Annotated in this window: 17 protein-coding genes and 1 other RNA gene; 10 read left to right on the forward strand and 8 right to left on the reverse strand. The window is 54.2% G+C overall.

What is annotated here, in order from left to right; genetic code table 11:
* Positions 1–56 precede the first annotated feature (56 nt).
* From fbaA to FDX09_RS15130, 5 genes are all read left to right on the forward strand, one after another.
* On the forward strand, positions 57–1,136 hold the full coding sequence (gene fbaA, locus FDX09_RS15110) for a class II fructose-bisphosphate aldolase (RefSeq protein ID WP_038633542.1): 1,080 nt from the start codon (positions 57–59) through the stop codon (positions 1,134–1,136).
* A gap of 192 nt (positions 1,137–1,328) precedes the next feature.
* Positions 1,329–2,189, forward strand: a complete 861-nt coding sequence (locus tag FDX09_RS15115) for a small-conductance mechanosensitive channel MscS (RefSeq protein ID WP_038633539.1) — start codon at positions 1,329–1,331, stop codon at positions 2,187–2,189.
* A 208-nt stretch (positions 2,190–2,397) separates the two neighbouring features.
* Entirely contained in the window at positions 2,398–3,033 is a 636-nt protein-coding gene (gene argO, locus FDX09_RS15120) for an arginine exporter ArgO (protein ID WP_137347584.1), read from the forward strand.
* Between the two features lie 93 nt (positions 3,034–3,126).
* Positions 3,127–3,873: an oxidative stress defense protein gene (locus FDX09_RS15125; protein ID WP_137347449.1), complete on the forward strand. Its 747-nt coding sequence runs from the start codon at positions 3,127–3,129 to the stop codon at positions 3,871–3,873.
* A gap of 123 nt (positions 3,874–3,996) precedes the next feature.
* Complete coding sequence (locus tag FDX09_RS15130; RefSeq protein WP_038633537.1) at positions 3,997–4,893, forward strand: LysR family transcriptional regulator; 897 nt, start codon at positions 3,997–3,999, stop codon at positions 4,891–4,893.
* On the opposite strand, the gene FDX09_RS15135 is transcribed toward FDX09_RS15130, so the two are convergent.
* From FDX09_RS15135 to argP, 5 genes are all read right to left on the reverse strand, one after another.
* Positions 4,890–6,356, reverse strand: a complete 1,467-nt coding sequence (locus tag FDX09_RS15135) for an acetyl-CoA hydrolase/transferase family protein (protein WP_137347450.1) — start codon at positions 6,354–6,356, stop codon at positions 4,890–4,892. The two genes, FDX09_RS15130 and FDX09_RS15135, sit on opposite strands and share 4 nt — an antisense overlap.
* A gap of 24 nt (positions 6,357–6,380) precedes the next feature.
* Entirely contained in the window at positions 6,381–7,166 is a 786-nt protein-coding gene (scpB, locus tag FDX09_RS15140) for a methylmalonyl-CoA decarboxylase (protein WP_032940464.1), read from the reverse strand.
* 10 nt (positions 7,167–7,176) lie between these two features.
* Positions 7,177–8,172 carry a methylmalonyl Co-A mutase-associated GTPase MeaB gene (gene meaB / locus FDX09_RS15145; protein ID WP_137347451.1) on the reverse strand — a complete coding sequence of 332 codons (996 nt, stop codon included), beginning with the start codon at positions 8,170–8,172 and terminating at the stop codon, positions 7,177–7,179.
* The gene (gene scpA, locus FDX09_RS15150) at positions 8,165–10,309 is read right to left on the reverse strand and encodes a methylmalonyl-CoA mutase (protein ID WP_069324812.1); all 2,145 of its coding nucleotides are present in this window, start codon (positions 10,307–10,309) and stop codon (positions 8,165–8,167) included. Before scpA ends, meaB begins: the two co-directional genes overlap by 8 nt.
* 233 nt (positions 10,310–10,542) lie before the next feature.
* The gene (gene argP, locus FDX09_RS15155; RefSeq protein ID WP_032940465.1) at positions 10,543–11,436 is read right to left on the reverse strand and encodes a DNA-binding transcriptional regulator ArgP; all 894 of its coding nucleotides are present in this window, start codon (positions 11,434–11,436) and stop codon (positions 10,543–10,545) included.
* Between the two features lie 170 nt (positions 11,437–11,606).
* Between argP and rpiA the strand changes: the two genes are divergently transcribed.
* Positions 11,607–12,266 (forward strand): ribose-5-phosphate isomerase RpiA, encoded by a 660-nt coding sequence (gene rpiA, locus FDX09_RS15160; protein WP_016154364.1) that lies wholly within the window; start codon positions 11,607–11,609, stop codon positions 12,264–12,266.
* Positions 12,267–12,536: 270 nt separating this feature from the next.
* On the forward strand, positions 12,537–13,769 hold the full coding sequence (gene serA / locus FDX09_RS15165) for a phosphoglycerate dehydrogenase (RefSeq protein WP_006686878.1): 1,233 nt from the start codon (positions 12,537–12,539) through the stop codon (positions 13,767–13,769).
* Between the two features lie 380 nt (positions 13,770–14,149).
* Here serA and FDX09_RS15170 read toward each other — a convergent pair whose 3' ends face one another.
* The 3 genes from FDX09_RS15170 to zapA all read right to left on the reverse strand — a co-directional run bounded on the left by FDX09_RS15170 (position 14,150) and on the right by zapA (position 15,320).
* Complete coding sequence (locus tag FDX09_RS15170; protein WP_038633522.1) at positions 14,150–14,746, reverse strand: 5-formyltetrahydrofolate cyclo-ligase; 597 nt, start codon at positions 14,744–14,746, stop codon at positions 14,150–14,152.
* A 19-nt stretch (positions 14,747–14,765) separates the two neighbouring features.
* A non-coding RNA gene (ssrS, locus tag FDX09_RS15175) (6S RNA) lies at positions 14,766–14,949 on the reverse strand.
* Between the two features lie 41 nt (positions 14,950–14,990).
* The gene (zapA, locus tag FDX09_RS15180) at positions 14,991–15,320 is read right to left on the reverse strand and encodes a cell division protein ZapA (protein WP_003026980.1); all 330 of its coding nucleotides are present in this window, start codon (positions 15,318–15,320) and stop codon (positions 14,991–14,993) included.
* A gap of 167 nt (positions 15,321–15,487) precedes the next feature.
* On the opposite strand from zapA, the gene FDX09_RS15185 reads away from it, so the two are divergent.
* From FDX09_RS15185 to ubiH, 3 genes are read left to right on the forward strand one after another with little or no spacing between them, the layout of a single operon-like run.
* A complete protein-coding gene (locus FDX09_RS15185) occupies positions 15,488–16,066 on the forward strand; it encodes a YecA family protein (protein WP_087856780.1) in 579 nt (192 codons plus the stop codon).
* 25 nt (positions 16,067–16,091) lie between these two features.
* Positions 16,092–17,417, forward strand: a complete 1,326-nt coding sequence (pepP, locus tag FDX09_RS15190; protein WP_137347452.1) for a Xaa-Pro aminopeptidase — start codon at positions 16,092–16,094, stop codon at positions 17,415–17,417.
* Positions 17,414–18,592: a 2-octaprenyl-6-methoxyphenyl hydroxylase gene (ubiH, locus tag FDX09_RS15195; protein WP_137347453.1), complete on the forward strand. Its 1,179-nt coding sequence runs from the start codon at positions 17,414–17,416 to the stop codon at positions 18,590–18,592. The genes pepP and ubiH overlap by 4 nt, the downstream gene beginning before the upstream one ends.
* The last annotated feature ends 80 nt before the right edge of the window (positions 18,593–18,672 follow it).

Genomic DNA, 18,672 nt, shown 5'->3' on the forward strand with positions numbered 1-18,672 from the left:
TTAGCGCGCTTTAGAGCGCGCGCCCTTTCCAAGGCCGAAGATACAGGACTCGCAACATGTCTAAAATTTTTGATTTCGTAAAACCAGGCGTAATCACTGGTGATGACGTACAGAAAGTTTTCCAGGTAGCTAAAGAAAACAACTTTGCTCTGCCAGCTGTTAACTGCGTTGGTACCGACTCCATCAACGCCGTACTGGAAACCGCTGCAAAAGTTAAAGCGCCGGTAATCGTACAGTTCTCCAACGGTGGTGCTTCTTTCATCGCGGGTAAAGGCGTGAAGTCCGACGTGCCTCAGGGCGCTGCAATCCTGGGTGCTATCTCTGGCGCGCATCACGTTCACCAGATGGCTGAACACTACGGTGTTCCGGTTATTCTGCACACTGACCACTGCGCGAAGAAACTGCTGCCGTGGATCGACGGTCTGCTGGACGCGGGTGAAAAACACTTCGCAGCAACCGGCAAACCGCTGTTCTCTTCTCACATGATCGACCTGTCTGAAGAGTCTCTGGAAGAGAACATCGAAATCTGCTCCAAATACCTGGCGCGCATGTCCAAAATGGGCATGACCCTGGAAATCGAACTGGGTTGCACCGGTGGCGAAGAAGACGGCGTGGACAACAGCCACATGGACGCTTCCGCACTGTACACCCAGCCGGAAGACGTTGATTATGCGTACACCGAGCTGAGCAAAATCAGCCCGCGTTTCACCATCGCCGCTTCCTTCGGTAACGTACACGGCGTTTACAAGCCGGGTAACGTGGTTCTGACCCCGACCATCCTGCGCGACTCTCAGGACTATGTTTCTAAGAAACATAACCTGCCGCACAACAGCCTGAACTTCGTCTTCCACGGCGGTTCCGGTTCTACTGCTCAGGAAATCAAAGACTCCGTAAGCTACGGCGTAGTGAAAATGAACATCGATACCGATACCCAATGGGCGACCTGGGAAGGTGTTCTGAACTACTACAAAGCAAACGAAGCTTACCTGCAGGGCCAACTGGGTAACCCGAAAGGCGAAGATCAGCCGAACAAGAAATACTACGATCCGCGCGTTTGGCTGCGTGCTGGTCAGACAAGCATGATCACCCGTCTGGAACAGGCTTTCAAAGAACTGAACGCGGTTGACGTTCTGTAATTTACGCCGTTCTACGTGACATGAGGCCCGCCAATGCGGGCCTTTTTTATTGCCATTTCAACAGGCTGCCGGCAGAGATTTCTGTGATCTGTTTGGCAAAAATCAGGTTTATTGTTTACTCTTGTCAGATTGCCAGTCCCGGCGGGGCGGCTTTATTTTTTCCCATTTGGGTAAGCAAAAAAGGAATAGTGAATGGAAGATTTGAATGTTGTCGACAGCATAAACGGGGCGGGCACCTGGCTGGTCCGCAATCAGGAACTGCTGTTGAGCTATGCCGTCAACATCGTTGCGGCCATCGCCATTGTTATCATCGGTATGATTGTGGCGCGTATCGTATCAAACACCGTTAACCGTCTGATGGTGTCGCGGAAAATTGATGCAACGGTTGCCGATTTTCTCTCCGCACTGGTGCGCTACGGTATTATCGCTTTCACGCTGATTGCCGCGCTGGGCCGCGTTGGGGTGCAAACCGCCTCCGTGATCGCCGTTCTCGGTGCCGCAGGTTTAGCCGTGGGTCTGGCGCTGCAAGGTTCGCTGTCCAACCTTGCCGCAGGCGTGCTGTTGGTGATGTTCCGTCCGTTCCGCGCGGGTGAGTATGTAGACCTCGGCGGCGTAGCGGGAACCGTACTTAACGTGCAGATTTTCTCTACCACCATGCGTACCGTAGACGGTAAGATTGTGGTGATCCCGAACGGTAAAATCATTGCCGGGAACATCATTAACTTCTCTCGCGAACCGGTTCGTCGTAACGAATTCATTATCGGCGTGGCCTACGATTCCGATATCGATCAGGTGAAGAAAATCCTCACCGATATCATCCAATCCGACGAGCGCATCCTTAAAGATCGTGAAATGACGGTGCGCCTGAATGAACTGGGCGCTTCTTCGATTAATTTCGTTGTACGCGTCTGGAGCAACAGCAGCGATCTGCAAAGCGTCTATTGGGACGTACTGGAGCGTATTAAGCGCGAGTTTGACGCCAACGGCATCAGCTTCCCGTATCCGCAGATGGATGTGAACTTCAAGCGTGTCAAAGAGAACGCGGCAGAGTAATCTTTTTCTGCACCACGGTGCCGGATGGCGCTTCGCTTATCCGGCCTGGTCAGATTTCTATACTGTAGGCCGGAGAAGGCGTTAGCTGCTATCCGGCAAAATATCCTCTCATTAATTTCTCTAATCTACGATTAATATTATCAATTTCCGCTAATGATTCTCCCGCGCTATAGTCTGCTCCTAAGAGAAATAGTTCGGGATGAGTAACGTGTTATCTTATTATTTTCAAGGACTTGCGCTTGGCGCGGCCATGATACTACCGCTTGGTCCGCAAAACGCCTTTGTAATGAACCAGGGCATTCGTCGCCAGTATCACATCATGATTGCATTACTCTGTGCCATCAGCGATCTGGTGCTGATTTGCGCGGGGATTTTTGGCGGTAGCGCCTTGCTGATGCAGTCACCGTGGCTGATGGCGCTGGTCACCTGGGGGGGAGTGGCGTTTCTACTCTGGTACGGTTTCGGTGCGTTAAAAACGGCGATGAGCAGTAATCTGGAACTGGCCAGCGCTGAAGTAATGAAGCAGGGGCGCTGGAAAATCATCGCCACTATGCTGGCGGTGACCTGGCTTAACCCACACGTTTATCTGGATACCTTTGTGGTGTTGGGGAGTCTCGGAGGCCAACTGGACGTTGAACCTAAGCGCTGGTTTGCGCTGGGTACCGTCAGCGCCTCGTTCCTGTGGTTCTTTGGTCTGGCATTGCTGGCGGCCTGGCTGGCGCCGCGTCTGCGCACTGCTAAAGCACAGCGCGTCATCAATATCTTAGTAGGATTAGTGATGTGGTTTATCGCTTTTCAGCTGGCAAAAGAAGGTGTTACGCATGTTCATGCGCTGTTCAACTAAGTGTTGTCTGATGGACAACGCAGCGAGATCGGCTAAGCTTGCCTGCATGTGCCCTGAGTTTCGGGGTAATTAATGAAACATGGAGGAACGACCGTGAAGTTCAAAATAATGGCCCTGGCGGCATTAATCGGATTCAGCGCACTATCGGTACAGGCAAATGAGTTGCCAAACGGACCGCACATCGTGACTTCCGGAACGGCAAGCGTGGATGCAACGCCTGATATCGCCACCCTGGCGATTGAAGTCAATGTTGCTGCGAAGGATGCGGCTTCAGCGAAGAAGCAAGCCGATGAGCGCGTGGCGCAATATCTGTCCTTCCTTGAGCAGAATCAGATAGCGAAGAAAGACATTAGCGCTGCCAACCTGCGCACGCAGCCGGACTACGATTACCAGAACGGCAAAAGCATCCTCAAAGGTTATCGTGCGGTGCGTACCGTTGAAGTGACGCTGCGTCAGTTGGACAAACTCAACGCTCTGCTTGATGGCGCGCTAAAGGCTGGTCTGAATGAGATCCGTTCGGTATCGCTTGGCGTCGCCCAACCGGATGCCTACAAAGATAAGGCGCGTAAAGCGGCAATTGATGATGCAATTCATCAGGCTGAACAGCTGGCGGCGGGCTTTAACAGCAAACTGGGACCCGTTTATAGTGTGCGCTACCACGTGTCCAATTATCAGCCGAGCCCGATGGTACGGATGATGAAAGCAGATGCAGCGCCTGCGGCATCCGCTCAGGAAACCTACGAACAGCCGGTTATTCAGTTTGACGATCAGGTTGATGTGGTCTTCCAGATTGAACCGACGGCGGGGCAGCCGGCAGCAACACCTGCCAAAACCCAGTAATCTTTTCAAACCCGGCCTTCCAGCCGGGTTTTTTCTGTGAGCAACTGTAAAAATGAGATCTCACATCCAGTCTTTTTTTTCGCCGTAATGAGGATAGGCCATAGCGATTTTTAAGGGGACGCTATGGATATTTTTATCTCGAAAAAGATGCGTAATTTCATTCTGCTGGCGCAAACCAATAACATCGCCAGAGCGGCAGAAAAAATCCATATGACCGCATCGCCTTTCGGTAAAAGCATTGCCGCACTGGAAGATCAAATCGGCTATACGCTGTTTACCCGCAAAGATAACAACATCAGCTTGAATAAAGCCGGGCAGGAGCTCTATCAGAAACTGTTCCCTGTTTATCAGCGTCTCTCTGCTATTGATAACGAAATCCATAACGCCTCTCGCCGCTCGCGAGAAATCGTCATCGGCATCGACAATACCTATCCAACGATTATTTTCGACCAGTTGATTAGCCTTGGCGACAAGTACGATGGCGTGACGGCTCAGGCCATTGAATTCAGCGAGAATGGGGTGATCGATAACCTGTTCGATCGGAAACTGGATTTTATTATCTCACCGCAGCACGTTTCCCCTCGCGTGCAGGAACTGGAAAATCTGGCGATTAGCGAGTTGTCTCCGCTGCGTCTGGGGTTTCTCGTTTCCCGGCGCTACGAAGAAAAACAGCCGCATGAGCTGCTACGTGAGCTGCCCTGGCTGCAAATGCGCTTCCAGAATCGCGCCAACTTTGAGGCGATGCTCGATGCTTACATGCGGCCCTGCGGAATTCATCCGACGATTATCTACCGCCCGTACAGCTTTATGGCCAAGATTAGCGCGGTGGAGCGTGGGCAGTTTTTGACGGTGATCCCCCATTTTGCCTGGCGGCTGGTTAACCCCTCGACGTTGAAATATTTTGATGCGCCCGGCAGCCCTATGTATATGCAGGAATTTCTCTATTCGCTGAAAAACCATCGTTATACCGCCACGATGCTTCAGCATATTGCTGAAGATCGTGAGGGTACGGCAAGTTAAACGAGCATCGATCCGGTTTCGATCAGGTTACGATGCAGATCGAACGCATGGCTGAGATCGTGATGGATATGCCCGCCGGGCGCTCGTTCCAGATAACGGTGCAGGTAGTCCCGATACAGAGGATGCGCACAGTTATCGATAATCGTGTGCGCCCGCTGCATCGGAGATAACCCACGCAGATCGGCAATTCCCTGTTCGGTAACGATCACTTTGACGCTATGTTCGCTGTGATCGACATGGCTGCACATCGGTACGATGGTGGAGATTTTCCCGCCTTTGGCAATCGACGGCGCCATAAAGATCGACAGGTAGGCGTTGCGCTCGAAATCGCCGCTGCCGCCAATGCCATTCATCAGGTTCACACCTGCTACGTGTGTGGAATTGGCATGACCGTAGATGTCAAACTCCAGACCGACATTGAGCGCAATGACGCCCAGCCGACGAATGATTTCCGGGTTATTGGAAATCTCCTGCGGGCGCAGCACAATCCGGCTGGCGAAGAAGTCTATGTTGTCATAAATCTTCTGCAGCGATGGGGCTGAAATGGTCAAACTGGAGGCGCTGGCGCCGGTTATCTTGCCCGTTTCCAGCAGATGCACCACAGATTCTTGCAACACCTCGGAATACATCATAAAGGGTGGAATATCCGGGTTCTCGCCCAGTCGCGCCATTACCGCGTTGTTGATATTGCCCACGCCGCTTTGTAAGGGCAGGAATTCCGCTGGGATGCGTTTGTGCGCCATTTCCGCCAGCAGAAATGTCACCACGTTATCGGCAATTTGCTGGCTGACCGGGTTGCTTTTATCTGCGGCATTTCCGGCATCGGGTAGTTCGGTATCCACGACCGCGATAATTTTTTTCGGGTCTATCTGCACACACTGGCTGCCCACGCGATCCATGGTGTGAAAAATCGGCACGCTGTTTCGCCGCGGCGGTGCGCCGGGTATCACAATGTCGGCAAACTCCGCCACGCGCGGGTTATGGTAATGATTCAGTTCGATAATCACCTTTTTCGCCCGCAGCAGCCAGGTCGGCGCGTTGCCGATGCCGCTGGAAAGCCAAATCCGACCATCTGGCGCAATGGCGGAGGCTTCAATGACGGCAACATCGATCTCGCCAAAAAAGCCATAATTGACCATTTGCGCCACTTCGCTCAAATGGAGATCGACAAACCTCACCTGACCCTGATTAATTTTCTCGCGCAGGCCCGATGATGTTTGATAGGGAGCCCGCCAGGAAACGGCATCCGCCGCGGATAACGCATCATCAGCGGCAGCGCCAATTGAGGCTCCTGTCAGCAGGCGGATTTGAAAAGGTTGCCCGACCTGATGCCGTTCGCAGGCGAGTTGAGCAATTGCGTTAGGTAATGCTTTTGGCGAACCCGCAGGGGTAAAGCCGCTGAATGCCACCATATCGTCGTGCTGGATAATTTCTGCCGCTTCTTCGGCACTCATCCGTTTCATGGCCGTCTCCTTCCTCGGGCGTGATTAATGGCCGACAAAATTGGGTTTACGTTTTTCCATAAACGCGTTCATCCCTTCCTGATAATCCTCGCTGTCGTACACCGCGCGGCGCATGCCCTGAATACGCTCAAATTCGTCTGAGTTCATGGTGTGCGCTTCGCCCAGCACGCGCAATTCTTCTTTAATGACGGCGATGGCCAGCGGCGCTTTCTCCGAGATGTGGTGCGCCATTTGCAGAGTGAAATCCTCCAGTTCGTCGACAGGAACCACATGGTTGAGGATCCCGACGGCCATCGCACGCTGAGCGGTAATCGGCGAGGCGGTAAAGATCAGCTCTTTCACGATGTGGAATCCAGCATCGCGGGTCAGGTTGTGGATGCCGACCAGGTTATACGGTACCCCGAGGTTGACCGGTGTCATCGAGAAGGTAGAGGTTTCAGCGGCGATGATGAGATCGGAACTCATGATCATCTCAAACGCGCCGCCCCAGACGCTGCCTTCGACCATGGAGATCACCGGTTTTGGATATTTTTGGATCATGCGGGTTATCTGGCGCAGCGGATCGTCATAAGAGAGCGGATCGCGACGTCCTGAGGGGAGTTCATGAATATCATGCCCGGCAGAGAACACTTTGGCCCCGCTCGGGGCGCGCAAAATGATGCAGCGAATTTCCGGACGATTAAGATCGCTCAGCGCCTGCATCAGATCGTCGATAAACACTTTGCTCAGCGCATTGAGCTTGCGGGCGTAATTGAACTCAATGACCGCGACTTTCTGGATGATGACTACGTTGACGTATTGATAAGACATAATGTTCTCTTTATTCAAAGTAATGATGCTGGATAAATTCACTGATGTGACGCAGACCGGTACGCGGCGAAAGGTCGTTATTTTTGACGGCCTGCAGCGTCTGCTGGAAATAACGGTCGAAATCAGTCCGGGTAAACAGCAGATGCAAAGCTTCTTCTTCAGCCTGCTTGTGTAACCAGTCCACCGCTTGCTGCTGGCGGACTTTTTCCAGTCGACCGCTGACGGTAAGGCACGTTTTAAAGTCAGTTATCGCCTGCCAAATCTCCTCGATGCCACGTTTTTCCAGAGCGCTACAGGCCAGAACCTGCGGCTGCCACTCGTCATACTTGCGGCGCAGAATATGCAGGGCGGATTCGTACATATGGCGGGCGATGGCAACCTGGTTACGGTTATCACCGTCGTCCTTGTTGATGACGACCAGATCCGCCATCTCCATCAGGCCCTTTTTGATGCCCTGCAAATCGTCGCCACCGCCGGCAATTTGCAGTGAGATAAAGCAATCCACCATGCCGGCGACTTCAGTTTCTGACTGCCCGACGCCGACGGTTTCCACAATCACCACCTCAAAGCCCGCCGCCTCGCACAACAGCATTAATTCACGGGCACGCTGGCTGGCGCCGCCTAAATGACCGCTGGAAGGAACCGGGCGAATAAATGCCGATTCTGCGCGGGACAGTTCCGTCATCCGGGTTTTATCGCCAAGAATGCTGCCGCCGCTAACGGGACTACTGGGATCGACCGCAATCACTGCCACCCGTAATCCCCGACGGATCAACAGCATACCGAACGCCTCCAGAAAGGTGCTCTTTCCCGCGCCCGGCGTGCCAGTGATGCCCAGACGCAGCGCGTTACCGGTGAACGGCATTATCGCGTCCAGCAATTGCGTACTCAGTGGCTGGTGGCGCGGGTGGCTGCTTTCAACCAGCGTCATCGCCTGGGCAAGCGTGGCCCGTTCACCGCGCCGCAAGCGTCGGACGGCATCGTCAAGCGTGGCGGCGTTAATCATGATGCTGACTGATCCGGGTCAATACATCGCGGACGCTGTCGAGCATTGGCGTGCCGGGGCCATAAATGGCTGCCACGCCATGCTCGTACAGGAAGGCGTAGTCCTGTGGTGGTATCACACCGCCTGCCACCACGCAGATATCTGCGCGTCCCCAGCCTTTGAGCGCCGTGACCAGTTCAGGGATCAGCGTCTTATGCCCTGCAGCCAGTGACGATGCGCCTATGACATGTACATCGTTTTCTACCGCCAGACGGGCGATCTCTTCTGGCGTGGAGAACATCGGACTGAGATCGACGTCGAAGCCGAGATCGGAGTAGGCGCTGGCGATCACTTTCGCGCCGCGATCGTGACCATCCTGGCCCATCTTGGCGATCAGGATCCGAGGTCGGCGACCATTTTCCGCGAGGAACTGTTCGGTTTGCGCAACAATGGCGTCGAACTCATTGGCTGATTTGTCGGACTGGTGATAGCTTTGCGCAATCACGCCGGTGACGCACTGGCTGGGCACCAGATAGCGGTCAAAAGCGGCTTCCAGCGCGTCGGAGATCTCACCGAGCGTGGCGCGAACGCGGGCGGCGTTAACGGCGGCGGCCAGCAGATTTTCATTATGCTGCGCGGCGTGGGTCAGCGCCGTCAGCGCGGCGTTGACGGCATCATTGTCGCGAGTGGCGCGGATATGCTGCAACGAAGCAATCTGTTCGTTGCGCACCTTCACGTTGTCGATTTCCAGTACCGACGTTTCGTCTTCTTTATCCAACTTGTACTTGTTCACGCCAACGATGACGCGTTTGCCCTGGTCGATCAGCGACTGCTCGCGCGCCGAAGCTTCTTCGATCATCCGTTTGGGGAGTCCAGCTTCAATCGCCTTCGCCATGCCGCCCGCTTCATCAATTTGTTTAATGATCGTGCGCGCCTGCTTCACGATTTGATCGGTCAATGATTCGACGTAGTACGATCCGGCCAGCGGATCGACGGTGCGGCAGATCTCTGACTCTTCCTGGATGATGATCTGCGTATTACGCGCGATGCGGGCGGAGAAATCGGTGGGTAGCCCGAGCGCTTCATCAAAGGCGTTGGTGTGCAGCGACTGGGTGCCGCCAAGCGTGGCGCCGAGTGCTTCAATGGTTGTGCGGATCACGTTGTTGTAGGGATCCTGTTCGGTCAGACTCCAGCCGGAGGTCTGGCAGTGGGTACGCAGAGCGAGAGATTTCGGGTTGGTTGCGCCAAAACCGCTGACGGCTTCACTCCACAAATAGCGAGCCGCGCGCAGCATGGCGACGTTCATAAACAGATCCATGCCGATACCGAAGAAGAATGACAGACGCGGGGCGAAGTCATCAATTTTCAGCCCGGCAGACAGTGCGGCTTTGATGTACTCAATGCCATCAGCCAGCGTAAACGCCACCTGCTGGACGCAGTTCGCTCCGGCTTCTCCCATGTGATAACCGCTGATACTGATGGTGTTATAGCGCGGCATATTGGCGGAGCACCAGGCGATGATGTCGGCGATGATGCGCATTGAAGGTTTTGGTGGATAGATGTAGGTGTTGCGGCACAGATACTCTTTCAGAATATCGTTCTGAATGGTCCCGGTGAGCTGTTCCGGCGTTACGCCTTGCTCCTCAGCCGCGACGATATAAAACGCCAGGACCGGCAGCACCGCGCCGTTCATCGTCATCGACACCGACATCTTATCCAGCGGGATCTGATCAAACAGCACCTTCATATCTTCGACGGTATCGATCGCCACGCCCGCTTTGCCGACATCGCCCGCCACGCGCGGGTTGTCAGAGTCATAGCCGCGGTGGGTGGCAAGGTCAAAGGCAACGGAAAGCCCTTTTTGTCCGGCGGCGAGGTTGCGGCGGTAAAAGGCGTTGGATTCTTTGGCGGTAGAGAAACCGGCATACTGGCGGATGGTCCACGGCTGCGCGGTATACATGGTGGCGCGTGGGCCGCGCACGTAAGGCGGCAGGCCGGGCAGGGTGCCCGTGACTTCCAGATTATCGAGGTCAGCCTCGGTGTACAGCGGCTTGATGACAATCCCTTCCGCCGTCTGTCTTTCCAGCGACTCAACGGTTTTTTCCCGTCGACTGAGTTCTTTATTGGCAAGTGTTTGCCACTCTTGCACGTTAGCCATTTTTTGCTCCGTATTACGCAATAAGTTGAATCTTTACGAGATACGGTGAGCTTTTTCATTTGGCTTGTCGCCAGCAAAAAATAGCCAACAGGGCGTCGTTTTTTGCCGCGTGGTATGTTTTATTTTGTGATGTATTTCAAAGACGTGGCGGGAATAACATGAAAAAGCGGTAAGAGGGAGTAGGCCGGATAAGGCGTTACGCCGCCATCCGGCACTCAGAGGCTACAAACAGTTTAATCCTGACGCAGTACGTTGTGACCGTAAGCCAGCAGCGCGTCGGTAACGTTGCGCATCATGCGGCTTTCCGGCGCAAAACGGTGCCAGTACAACATCCGACGCTGGAACAGGCCCGGCGTCAAGTCGATGAGCTCACCGCTTTCCAGCTCTTTTTCTATCTGTAAGTGCGGGATCATGCAGCAGGTCGTGCCCTGACGGGCCAACTGGACGAAGGCTTCTGATGAGTTAACGATATGGCACGGCACGCTGCCTGGCGGCAGATCGAAGTTTTGTTGCAGGAACGCCTGATGCATATCATCAAGATGGTCAAACGCGACCGCCGGGGCTTTCAGCAGGGCAGAGCGAGTGACGCCGTTCGGGAAATAGCGCTCGGCGAACGCTTTTGAACCCACAAACAGGTAATCCAGCGCGCCAAGTTTATCCACCAGACAGCTTGGCAGCGCCTGATGTTGAATACTCACCGCACCGACCACTTCACCACGGCGCAGACGTTCCTGCGTTCGCGTTTCATCCTCAACCTGCAGGTTCAGGCGAATTGGCGAATTAGCCAGTACCGGGGCCAGCGCCGGAAGCAACCAGGTCGCCAGACTGTCGGCGTTTACCGCCAGCGAAAGCAGCAGCGGCGTGGAGCCAGTTTGCTCATCACCCAGCCACTCATCTTCCAGCAGTTCAACCTGGCGTAAGAGCGCCAGGAGTTTCTGCCCTTGTTCAGTAGGGCGAGGCGGTACGGTACGCACCAGCAGCGGCTGTCCGAACATATTCTCAAGCTGTTTTATGCGCTGTGAAACGGCGGATTGCGTGATGCACAGCTTTTGCGCCGCGCGCTCAAATCCTCGTTCACGAATAACCGCATCCAGTGCTTGTAGTGTTCTGTAGTCCGGACGTTTCATTGCTTTGGCGCACTCCTGAAATTTTTGCTTGTTCTGCACTATGACACAAATTTGGGTTGGGTAAAGACGAAATCAGCCACCCGGGAGCGGGTGTGGGGACATTTTTCTGCACAATGTTCTATAATGCGCGTGAATTTTCCCACCATATTCACACCACAGGCGAAACGATCATGACGCAGGATGAACTGAAAAAAGCAGTAGGATGGGCGGCACTTCAGTATGTACAGCCCGGTACCATTGTGGGCGTAGGTACAGGTTCAACAGCCGCACACTTTATTGATGCGCTGGGCACAATGAAAGGTCAGATTGAAGGCGCGGTGTCCAGTTCTGACGCCTCGACCGAAAAACTCAAAAGCCTTGGCATCCACGTGTTCGATCTTAACGAAGTGGACAGCCTCGGCGTCTACGTTGACGGCGCGGATGAAATCAACGGCCATATGCAGATGATTAAAGGCGGTGGCGCAGCGTTGACCCGTGAAAAAATCATTGCTTCTGTGGCGAAGAAATTTATCTGCATCGCTGACGCGTCCAAAGAAGTCGATATTCTCGGTAACTTCCCGTTGCCGGTAGAAGTTATCCCAATGGCGCGTAGCGCAGTGGCTCGCCAGTTGGTGAAGCTGGGCGGTCGCCCTGAATACCGTCAGGGCGTGGTAACTGACAATGGTAACGTGATCCTTGACGTGCATGGTCTGGAAATCCTCGACGCTATCGCACTGGAAAACGCCATTAATGCGATTCCGGGCGTGGTAACCGTAGGTTTGTTCGCTAACCGTGGTGCGGATGTCGCGCTGATCGGTACCCCAGACGGCGTGAAAACTATCGTAAAATGATCTGATGGGAGCGTCTTCTCCCGTTAAAAAAATTTTGGCAGGGCAAATTTGGTGACTTGTCTCACGTTTACAATATTGCCCTGCCGATCTCTCCAAAGAAAAAGTTATCGCCAGTATTTTCCTCTGACATTTCCCGCTGAATGACATTTCCTCAGCATGACGACGCAAACGTTCATATTGCTGCAATATTATTTTTTGATATGTTGAAGAGGCGGATGAAAATCCCACACACAACACATCAGATTGGACAAAAAAGACAGGGTCGGGGAAATGGCAAAGGTATCACTGGAGAAAGATAAGATTAAATTTCTGCTGGTAGAAGGCGTGCACCAAAAAGCACTCGAGAGCCTTCGTGCAGCAGGTTATACCAACATCGAGTTTCACAAAGGCGCTCTGGACACCGAACAACTGAAAGAGTCCATCCGTGATGCTCACTTCATTGGCCTGCGATCCCGTACCCATCTGACTGAAGATGTAATTGCCGCCGCAGAAAAACTGGTCGCGATTGGTTGCTTCTGCATCGGCACCAACCAGGTTGATCTTAGCGCTGCGGCAAAGCGCGGGATCCCGGTGTTTAACGCGCCATTCTCTAACACACGTTCCGTTGCTGAACTGGTGATTGGCGAACTGCTGCTACTGCTACGCGGTGTACCAGAAGCGAACGCCAAAGCGCACCGCGGCGTGTGGAATAAACTGGCTACTGGCTCTTTTGAAGCGCGCGGCAAAAAACTGGGGATCATCGGCTACGGGCACATTGGTACTCAGTTAGGCATTCTGGCGGAATCGCTGGGGATGCATGTCTATTTCTATGATATTGAAAATAAACTTCCGCTGGGTAACGCCACGCAGGTTCAGCATCTTTCCGATCTGCTCAATATGAGCGACGTGGTGAGCCTGCACGTGCCGGAAAATGCCTCTACCAAAAACCTGATGGGCGCGCGTGAGATTTCGCTGATGAAACCGGGCGCACTGCTGATTAACGCCGCACGCGGTACGGTAGTTGATATTCCTGCGTTGTGCGACGCGTTAGCGACCAAACATCTTGCAGGGGCGGCAATTGACGTGTTCCCAACCGAACCGGCAACGAACAGCGATCCGTTCACTTCGCCGCTGTGTGATTTCGACAACGTGATCCTGACGCCGCATATTGGTGGTTCCACGCTGGAAGCGCAGGAAAATATCGGTCTGGAAGTGGCGGGGAAACTGATCAAGTATTCCGATAACGGCTCCACGCTGTCTGCGGTTAACTTCCCGGAAGTTTCGCTGCCGCTGCACGGTGGTCGTCGTCTGATGCACATTCACGAAAACCGTCCTGGCGTTCTGACCGCGCTGAACCAGATTTTTGCCGAGCAGGGCGTCAACATTGCCGCGCAGTATCTGCAGACTTCCGCGCAGGTAGGTTATGTGGTCATCGATATTGAAGCGGATGAAGATGTGGCGGAAAAAGCGCTGCTGGCGATGAAAGCCCTTCCGGGAACCATTCGCGCCCGTCTGCTGTACTAATTTCCTCTAAATGGGCAGGCGATGACCTGCCCATCTTTCCTCTGATTTCCCTGCCTCAAAATTTCTTTCTGTAACGCATACATTCTGTTTTCGAGCCTTGCCGCAATTGGCAACTAAAGGCAGTGCTGCGTGTTGTACAGCACTAAAAGAAATTTACGATAGGGGCTCAGCATCGCGCTGAAACGGGAAAGCCCCTACCGAAGCAGGGGCTCTAAAAAGGAAAGGGACGATGATGAGATACGTCATCATGCTGCTGATCCTGTTAATCATCGCTTGCCCAGCATATTAACAGAGAGTACGCAGGAGGGAGGTTCGCCTCCCTCACCCTTCACCGAGGAATTTAGGTCAAAAAAACGGCGCTGTCAATCGGCAAAAAACGGCTACCACTGCCAAATTTTGGATGGTGTCACCACCGCAGGCAGTGGGATATCCCACTCTTCGACAGGCAGCTTTTCCACTAACTGGCAATCATGCGCGTAGCCCACGGGCTGGATCTTATGCTGCTGCCAGTTTTGCAACGTACGGTCATAAAATCCGCCGCCCATGCCCAGGCGCTGCCCGTCTTCATCAAACGCGACTAACGGCGTAACCAGTACATCCAGCTTTGCCAGTGGCAATACGTCGCGGACATCAAGTCGCGGCTCCTGGATCTTTAAGCGGTTGGTCACCAGCGCACTCTGCGGATGATAGTGCAGGAACAGCAGGTTGCCAGGGCTGAAGGGATGAAGAACCGGAAGGTAGACGCGCTTACCCGCTCGCCACAGCTGTTCGATCAGCGGTTGGGTGTCGAGTTCGCCATCGAAAGAGAGAAACACCGCTACGGTATGGGCAAGAACAACAGGGGGAAAACTGAGCATTCTGGTCGCGGCTTGCTGACCAAATTGTTGTTGCTGATCGCTGGTAAGCGCACGGCGACGCTGACGAATCAGTGTGCGTATTTCTTGTCGAGATAAAGGGAGTTCAGAAAGTAGTGTCATGGCTGTTGCCAGGTAGAAGGGAATCTCCGAGATGCCGCCGCAGGCTGTAACCCTTGAACCCTTGGTTCAAGGTGAATGTGTCGTCACAGTTTTAAGGCTTCTCGGACGGGCCGAGCATGCTCACCAACCGTGGAGCGCCACATTCTTGTGGTATGAAATATCGGCTCAGGGGACTGGCCCGCTTGCAAACATCTCAGAGAAATTTTGTCTTCACGGTCACTCTACCACAGTAAACCGAAAAGTGTTATTCAAAGTTTTGGCCCGTTTTTTCGGTTATGCGACCCTGATCAAGCAACGCTTGTTCGATGGTCTGTTGCAGCATCCGAATACGTTGTTCCATGCTCGCCGCGTACTCACGCGTCTTCGCTTTTTCCTGAGTTAATTCATAGCTGATGTTCAACGCGGCGATGAAAACCAACTGCTCAGTATTTGTGACTCTAGTGCGAACTTTCAGATCTTGCAATCGCTGATTGAGATCGTCCGCAGCCTGATTCAACGCATCCCTTTGTTCAGGCGGGCAATTCACTCGCAGTGAACGGCCAAATATTTGGATATCGACGGGTTGTGCAGACATGCCACCTTCCTGCTGATTGACTGCGCTGCCTTCGTCTCCAGACCTTGGGTCCGCGAAGGGGCGACACTATAGCTACCCTGGTATCAAGATACAAGCCCTTTTCTGGTCCACCAGGGTCCAAAGTGGTAGCATATCATGAATATTCCTCCCTTTGATGACGAATGCTTATGTCTATACAGAACGAAATGCCTGGCTACAGCGAAGTTAGCCAGTTTTTGAACCAACAAGGGGCTGGATTAACCCCGGCCGAAATGCACGGCTTAATCAGCGGGATAATTTGTGGCGGTAACAACGACAGCTCATGGCAGCCGCTGTTGCACGACCTGACGAACGAAGGTCTGGCCTTTGGTCACGAGCTGGCTCAGGCGCTGCTGAAAATGCACTCTGCTACCAGCGATGCCCTTGAGGACGACGGCTTCCTTTTTCAGCTTTTTCTGCCTGAAGGTGATGACGTCAGCGTATTCGATCGCGCCGATGCGCTGGCTGGCTGGGTAAACCACTTCCTGCTGGGCCTCGGCGTCACGCAGCCTAAGCTCGACAAAGTGACCGGCGAAACCGGTGAAGCGATTGACGACCTGCGCAATATCGCCCAGTTGGGCTATGACGAAGACGAAGATCAGGAAGAGCTGGAAATGTCGCTCGAAGAGATCATCGAATACGTGCGTGTAGCCGCCTTGCTGTGCCATGACACGTTTACGCGTCAGCAGCCGACTGCGCCGGAAGTCCGTAAACCGACTCTGCACTAAATACAACAACGCCAAGGAGAGTGTTATGAGTGAGATATCTCAGCAAGAATTCCAGCGTCGTCGTCAGGCTTTGCTGGCACAAATGCAGCCCGGCAGCGCCGCGCTGATTTTTGCCGCGCCGGAAGCGACGCGCAGCGCGGACAGTGAATACCCGTACCGCCAGAACAGTGATTTCTGGTATTTCACCGGCTTTAACGAGCCTGAAGCCGTGCTGGTGCTGATTAAAAGTGATGATACTCATAACCACAGCGTTTTGTTCAACCGGGTTCGCGATCTGACGGCGGAGATCTGGTTTGGCCGCCGTCTGGGCCAGGATGCCGCGCCGGCAAAACTCGGCGTTGACCGGGCGCTGGCCTTCAGTGAAATCAACCAACAGTTGCACTTGCTGCTCAATGGCCTGGACGCGGTGTATCACGCACAGGGCGAGTACGCTTGGGCTGACGAAATTGTCTGCACGGCGCTGGATAAACTACGCAAAGGTTCCAGACAAAATCTGCACGCGCCTGGCGCGATCATCGACTGGCGTCCGATGGTGCATGAAATGCGCCTGTTCAAATCACCAGAAGAGATTGCGATCATGCGCCGTGCCGGAGAGATCAGCGCCCTGGCGCATACCCGCGCGATGGAAAAATGCCGTCCGGGGATGTTTGAATACCAACTGGAAGGGGAGATTCACCACGAATTTACCCGCCACGGCGCGCGTTATCCGTCCTATAACACCATTGTCGGAAGCGGTGAAAACGGCTGTATCCTGCATTACACCGAAAATGAAAGTGAAATGCGCGATGGCGACCTGGTGCTGATTGACGCTGGCTGTGAATACAAAGGCTATGCGGGCGACATTACGCGTACTTTTCCGGTTAATGGCAAATTTACCCCCGCGCAGCGCGAAATCTACGATATCGTGCTGGAATCCTTAGAGACCAGCCTACGTCTGTATCGCCCCGGAACTTCCATTCAGGACGTCACCGGTGAAGTTGTGCGCATCATGATTACCGGTCTGGTGAAGCTTGGCATATTGCGCGGTGACGTCGACCAGTTAATTACCGAGAATGCGCACCGGCCATACTTTATGCATGGCCTTAGCCACTGGCTGGGGCTGGATGTGCACGATGTTGGCGTTTATGGTCAGGATCGTTCGCGTATCCTTGAGCCAGGAATGGTGCTGACCGTCGAGCCAGGGTTATATATCGCGCCGGATGCCGATGTACCGGCTGCTTATCGGGGCATTGGCATTCGTATAGAAGATGACATCCTTATCACCGAAGACGGTAATGAAAATCTGACCGCCAGCGTGGTGAAGAAAGCGGATGATATTGAAGCCTTAATGGCTGCGGCGCGACTGCAATGAGCGTAATTATCGTTGGTGGTGGCATGGTCGGCGCGACGCTGGCGCTGGCCATTTCCCAGCTCAGTCATGGGACGCTGCCAGTTCATCTGATAGAAGCGAGCGAACCTGAAACTGACCGTCATCCTGGGTTTGACGCCCGGGCGATTGCGCTGGCGGCAGGAACCTGTCAGCAGCTGGCGCGAATTGGCGTATGGCAGGCGATTGCCGATTGCGCAACGGCAATCAAAACGGTCCACGTCAGCGATCGCGGTCATGCCGGATTTGTTACGCTGGATGCGCAGGAATATCGTCTCCCGGCGCTGGGGCAGGTGGTGGAACTCCACGATGTTGGGCTGCGTCTGTTTGCGCTACTGCGTAACGCGCCGGGCGTCACGCTGCATTGTCCCGATCGCGTAGCCAGCGTGTCGCGTACGCAGGGCCATGTTGAGGTCACACTGGAAAATGGCGAGTCCATTACCGGTCGCGTGGTGGTCGCCGCTGACGGTACACGTTCCGCGCTGGCTACCGCCTGCGGCGTGGACTGGCTGCAGCAGCCTTATGAACAACTGGCGGTAATCGCCAATGTCTCGACCTCCGTTCCCCACGATGGGCGCGCGTTTGAACGTTTCACGCAGTATGGCCCGCTGGCAATGCTCCCGATGTCTGATGGTCGCTGCTCGCTGGTGTGGTGCCATCCGCTGGATCAGCGCGATGAGATCATGGCCTGGTCCGACGAACGGTTTTGCCGTGAATTGCAAACCGTGTTTGGCTGGCGGCTGGGACGTATTACCCAGGCCGGTAAACGCAGCGCTTATCCGCTGTCATTAACCACTGCGCTGAAGGCGATTACCCATCGTACCGTGCTGGTGGGGAACGCCGCTCAGACGCTACATCCCATTGCCGGACAAGGTTTCAACCTTGGTCTGCGCGACGTAATGAGCCTTGCTGAGACGTTAACTCAGGCGCAAAACTGCGCGGAAGATATTGGTGATTACGCAGTGCTGGCACGCTATCAGCAACGTCGTGAGCGCGATCGCGAAACGACAATTGGCGTAACCAACAATCTGGTGTATCTGTTTGCCAACCGCTGGGCCCCGCTGGTTGTTGGGCGAAATGCCGGGCTGATGGCGATGGAGTTATTCACACCCGCGCGCGATGCGCTGGCGGAGCGGACCCTGGGTTGGGTTGCGCGATAAATATGGCCTGTAAGCCGGATGGCGGCGTAAATGCCTTATCCGGCCTACGGTTTTGATTGTTCCGGTTTCCAGGAGTAAAC

It is taken from the genome of Citrobacter sp. wls717, from assembly GCF_005280955.1.
Lineage (GTDB): Bacteria > Pseudomonadota > Gammaproteobacteria > Enterobacterales > Enterobacteriaceae > Citrobacter > Citrobacter werkmanii.